The sequence below is a fragment of the Okeania sp. SIO2F4 genome (assembly GCF_010672385.1).
Lineage (GTDB): Bacteria > Cyanobacteriota > Cyanobacteriia > Cyanobacteriales > Microcoleaceae > Trichodesmium.
The window spans coordinates 1-5164 of the sequence record NZ_JAAHGT010000704.1; the positions used below are offsets into that span (position 1 = coordinate 1).

Annotated in this window: 3 protein-coding genes, 1 tRNA gene and 1 pseudogene; all 5 read right to left on the reverse strand. The window is 37.4% G+C overall.

Annotation, left to right across the window (positions count from 1 at the left end):
* Positions 1-871: 871 nt before the first annotated feature.
* A complete protein-coding gene (locus tag F6K22_RS30860; protein ID WP_293107037.1) occupies positions 872-2068 on the reverse strand; it encodes an aminotransferase class V-fold PLP-dependent enzyme in 1197 nt (398 codons plus the stop codon).
* Between the two features lie 92 nt (positions 2069-2160).
* A tRNA-Asn gene (locus F6K22_RS30865) sits at positions 2161-2232 on the reverse strand.
* A 153-nt stretch (positions 2233-2385) separates the two neighbouring features.
* Complete coding sequence (locus F6K22_RS30870) at positions 2386-2934, reverse strand: NYN domain-containing protein (RefSeq protein ID WP_293107041.1); 549 nt, start codon at positions 2932-2934, stop codon at positions 2386-2388.
* A 548-nt stretch (positions 2935-3482) separates the two neighbouring features.
* The gene (locus tag F6K22_RS30875; RefSeq protein WP_293107044.1) at positions 3483-4463 is read right to left on the reverse strand and encodes an SDR family NAD(P)-dependent oxidoreductase; all 981 of its coding nucleotides are present in this window, start codon (positions 4461-4463) and stop codon (positions 3483-3485) included.
* Positions 4464-4881: 418 nt separating this feature from the next.
* Positions 4882-5164 (reverse strand): annotated as a pseudogene (locus tag F6K22_RS30880) (ATP-binding cassette domain-containing protein); the annotation flags it as partial.

Sequence of the window (5164 nt, forward strand, 5' to 3'; positions counted from 1 at the left end):
TTTTCTCTTGGTGCGCGTTCCCTCTCTTGGTCGGCATTCCCATGGCGCACTTCGGAGCGGCTCTGAAAGAGCGGGAGACCTCGCCGGGTTCCGACCGCTTGCGCCGTGAGACGGTGAGTGCAGTGCGTTGGGCGGGTTAAGCGACAGTCACGCAACTGCCGTTCGCGGAGCGTCTCTGAAAGAGATACCCGGAGGGCGCGGGGTAGCACCGCTTTATCAAAGGAGCATTTGCTGTAAAATCTTTTTATCGCCCTTACTATTAGTAACATTCTTTTTTAAAAATGCTATAAGAGCAATGTTTTTAAGGATTCTAGGAGAAAATCGCAATTACTACTTATTCGGTAGAACCCTACTGCCTACTCTTAAGAAAATGTAGCAAGACTTTTGAGATTTGCTATTAATTATAGTTGCTTTCTTTTTGTATAAACTTCTTTATGTGATTTAACAATAACATCTGACATTTTTATACTTTTGTCTTCCTTCTGCCTTCTTCAGAACCTATACCATTTTTAAAATTATTTTTTCATCCTATAGTATTCTCGCCAAAGAAGTTAATAACTAATAGTTATAAAATTGGTGTTGCATAGTTGGGGGATGATAATTAAATTTGCAAGCATCTGAAACTTTTGATTGATCAAGCTAAATTTTTGCATATCAAAATATCCCTTGATAATGCAACGCCATAAAATTTATTCATAGTATTACTACAAAGTAGAAATTTTCTCAAAAAATCTCAAATCTTATATAGCAATTCCCAAAGTTATGAGGTACAGTTGTTTTTCTTCTTTTCTGTTCCCTGTTCCCAGTTAAGTGTTCCCTGTTCCCTTTTCCCTCAAACCTAAAATTTTGTACCTCACCAGTATGGGAATTGCTATAACAACTTTACCAAGGCTTCAGCTAAATATTCATATTGGGAAAAACTATTATAAATTTGAGCCGAAATCCGTAAAAGTCGCTTCCTTTTATTAGGCCAACAAACTATCGGCACCTCAATTCTAAACTTCTCCCACAAATCATTTTGTAAAGGTGGAATCAAACCACTATAAACCTTATCCCCCCGCTCATCAGGCAATTTCACAACTGCCATTGAACCAATCATTTCATCTGGACAACAATCAATTTTTATTCCCAACTTTTCCTGTAATAAATGTCTAGCTACCAATACCATAGACTTATTTTTTTCCATTAACTCTAACCAACCCCCAGGCAACAATGAACCCATAAACTTAATTGCTTCTGGTACACATAAATAAGCAGTTGGATCGTCCGTACCTACCCAATCAAATTCTAACTGAAATCGTGACTTATCTATGCGAGTAGAATTTGCACCATGACTAATAGTTAAAGGATGAATATTCTCTTGTTTATCTTTACGCACATACAAAAAACCAGCACCTTTCGGCGCACATAACCATTTATGACAATTTCCTGTGTAATAAGCTGCTCCGATTTCCTCTAAATTAAGTGGAAGCATTCCCACTGCATGGGCACCATCTACTAATGTATCGACACCTCGTTTCGCTAATTCTTTTACCAGTTTTTTGATAGGAAATACAAATGCTGTTGAACTACTAACATGATCGAGTAATGCAAGTCTTGTTCTTGGTGAAATGTGTTTGATAACTGCTTCGACTATTTGTTGAGGAGACTCTATAGGAAAAGGTAGGGATGCCACTATAACTTTTGCACCTGTGCGATCGCTAACAAAATTGAGTGCATTGCGACAAGCGTTGTATTCTTGGTCTGTGGTTAGTAACTCATCGGTGGAGGAAAAGTTGAGGGAGCGCAACACTGCATTTACCCCAGTAGTTGCATTTGGAACAAACGCTAATTCCTCTGGCTTTGCACCAACAAACTCTGCTAACTTCCCTCTAGCTTCATTCAGTAGAGTTTCAAACTCCCGAATAAAAAAATGTACAGGTTCTCTTTCTAACTTTTCCCGCAGTTGGGCCTGAGCTGTCAATACTTGTAATGGACAAGCTCCAAAAGACCCATGATTGAGAAAAGTCACATTTGGGTCAAGAGACCAATATAGAGGCCATTTGTTAGTATGTTCGTACTGAAACATAAATTTGTTAATTCTAGAATTCTGAACTTAAGGTTTTAGTAGAAAAATATAACTACTAACTATGCCTAAATCTAGAACCTATAATTTTTAAACTCCCCGGGCAAGATTCGAACTTGCGACCAATCGGTTAACAGCCGACCGCTCTACCGCTGAGCTACCGAGGAATAAATATTTGCTCGTTTCCTGAGCTACGTTTACTTATTATAGTAGTGATTCCAGCTATTTTGCAACCCCTTTTTCTATCTTTTTTTATTATCTTTCTTATAAGATAATTTTATAAATTGTATTTTACTTTCAGAAAATTATATGATATAGAACTATTTTTTGCCCATTCTCAATTCAGCTAGGCGCTTTTGAGACTCTGGATCTAAATAACTGGCCAGAAAACGCCTTGATGCTCTTTTGCTTCGTTGACACCTACTCCGAACACGACTCGCTACACTTTCAACATCATGAGCAAGCTGTTGGGAAGACATCCATTCAGCACCATAACCAATCACAGTCAGCTTTTGATCTCTATCTGAAGTAGCCACTATTAACCTACTCTTAGACAAATGGATATCCTGGCGAAGATTAGCACAAGATTTCTCTATAAAAGTATCCGCTGTCTGACCAAACTCTGTATAATTAACCAATAATCTATCAGTAATAATTTCTTTTGTCGTAGGACTATATTGGTATTGGGAATCAAATACTATCTGAGTATTTAAGTCCTGACTAGCACTATAGTTTACCAGAGCTTCAATCAAATCTCTTCTAGCTGTTTCTAAGCCATGAAAATTGAGAATTTCTCGGAGACGAGGCCATAAACCAATGACATTATAGCCATCCACAAGCAAAATCGTTTGTCTTAAAGGGCGTGACATGACTCAAGGTGATAATTATTTACAGAATGTTAACAAATACTAAGTTAACATAACTTCGAGCAAAATTTTATCGCGATAAGTACATATGCAAAATTAATCTAACCTTTTTAAGGGAGTAGGCAATGAGGGAAAAAATCTACTTGTATACTTTATTAATTAAGTAGAGCCAAATTTATCTCAATGTTGGCTAAAGCTGCACTTTCCCGTAGGAAAGAGTGGTATGGGAAAAACAATCAATCTTACAGCTTTTAAACTAATGTGCTAAAAATATAGTGGATAAGGCTCCTGGGTTAGGAGTGTCTAGAGGAGCCGTCGGATTGGTAACATAGTGTAGAGCGATCGTAACATCGGAAAGAGTAAATGGTCTTGGAGGGAGGTAGGTGCTATGAAGCAGAAACTTAAATCCTCAGGTTTTGGAATTCCGGGCTATAGCGTAAGCGCAACATTGGGAGCATGTCAATTGACCTATCTACTTAATTTAATCTCTAGATATACAATTAACTTTCCTTAACTACTTAATTATTTTTAATCATACTCAAAGAAATTGATTAAATTTTAGGAGATTGAACCATTCCCCATTGTAAGAGAAACCAAGGAATTTTGAAATCAGGAATTAGCCAAGTATACTTTCTCAAGGTAGGAATAGCATAAGGCACTATAAAACGAAGAGAACGTAATGAAACTGGACGTTTTCCATCTTCATCAACTATTCTATACTTTTGAGCTAATTCAGCTACAATCTGGACTTTTCCTGTTAAATTTATAGTATTTTGTTGCTCTAATAAAGAAGCAATGACCCTTCCAGTCAACAAAGGTGTTTCCCAATTAAAATTATCCCTGAAAGTAACATCGTGAGGTTGAATATCATCCTGAGTATTCAAATCTTCAGCAAATTCCAACATATGTTCTGTGCTGACAATTCCTGGCCAAATAGAAACCGATGTGATATTATCAGCTTTTAATTCTACTGCCATGTCTGCTGCCAAACGGTCACAGGCAGCTTTTCCCACTCCATAAGCTGCCCCAAAAATATAAGACATTCCTCCCCAAGAGGAAATAGTACAAATAAGTCCTTGTTGACGCTGACTCATCAAACGAGCAGCAAAAACACTTGCTATATAATGGCTACGGAGGCCAACATTATTAATACTATCCCAAAGACTCGGAGTGTTTTTCCAAAAGGGTTGACCATAAGCATTAGCAATGGCTCTTACTCCAGAAAAAACGTTATTTACTAATAAGTCAAGTTGCCCATTTTGTTCAGTTTCAATTCGTTCAAATAGTAACCTTACCTGCTCATCATCACTGTGGTCTATTTGAACAGGAATACACACACCACCTACTTTTTCAACTTCTTGTTTGGTTTCTAAAAGTGTTCCAGAAACATTGTCACTAGAAATCGTATTAAGTGACCGCCCCGTAATATAGACAGTTGCTCCTGCTTCCCCTAACCCAATAGCAATACCCTTACCAATACCTCTGGTTGCTCCCGTGACTAAGGCAACTTTGCCCAAAAGATTTTTCGTCATCTCAATCTATCTGAATAATAAATACCTTTTAAAAATTAATTGAAAATTTTTCAGTAGGAAGTAGGCAATAAAAAATATACTTGTGTCCATCAACAGTAGTGTTCAATAATTAATAATTACCTCTTCTTTTCTAAGAAGAGGATTGGTTAAAAAGGAAATTTTTTTTCTTCTCTTGGTCGATTGGAGGCCAGCGAGGAGACCTCGCCATCCCTCGACCGCTTTTTTCTCCACGGCGAGTGAGAGGCTTTAAACCTTTATTTTTCGGTAAAAATAATTTTTCCTACCTATTTCACCTGACCATCAAATATAAAATTAATTTGCCTTACCTATATTAATATTATTTACCCAAAATTATCCGCGCCTACTATTCCTAACTTCCTGAAGTTTAAACTTAAAGGCTTAGTCCAGGGGCGATCGCTTAAAATGAATCTTTAATTAAACGTTGCTTCAAAAGTTCAGGACTGCCTTGGTCTACTACTTGACCTTGATCTAGTAGAAATGCTCCATCAGAATAATCCAACTCATTTAAACGATGAGTAACCCACAGAGCAGTAATACCTCGCTTTTTCACCAAACTTTGAACTTGACTCACCAAATCTAATTGACTATCTGGATCGAGTAAAGCTGTAGGTTCATCCAAAAGTAATATGTCACAGTTGCGGCCAATAGCACCAGCAATAGCAATTCTTTGTTTTTGTCCC

Coding starts and splice junctions, on each gene's coding strand:
- F6K22_RS30860 (WP_293107037.1), bottom strand. CDS start 2,068: ATGTTTCAGTACGAACATACTAACAAATGGCCTCTATATTGGTCTCTT.
- F6K22_RS30870 (WP_293107041.1), bottom strand. CDS start 2,934: ATGTCACGCCCTTTAAGACAAACGATTTTGCTTGTGGATGGCTATAAT.
- F6K22_RS30875 (WP_293107044.1), bottom strand. CDS start 4,463: ATGACGAAAAATCTTTTGGGCAAAGTTGCCTTAGTCACGGGAGCAACC.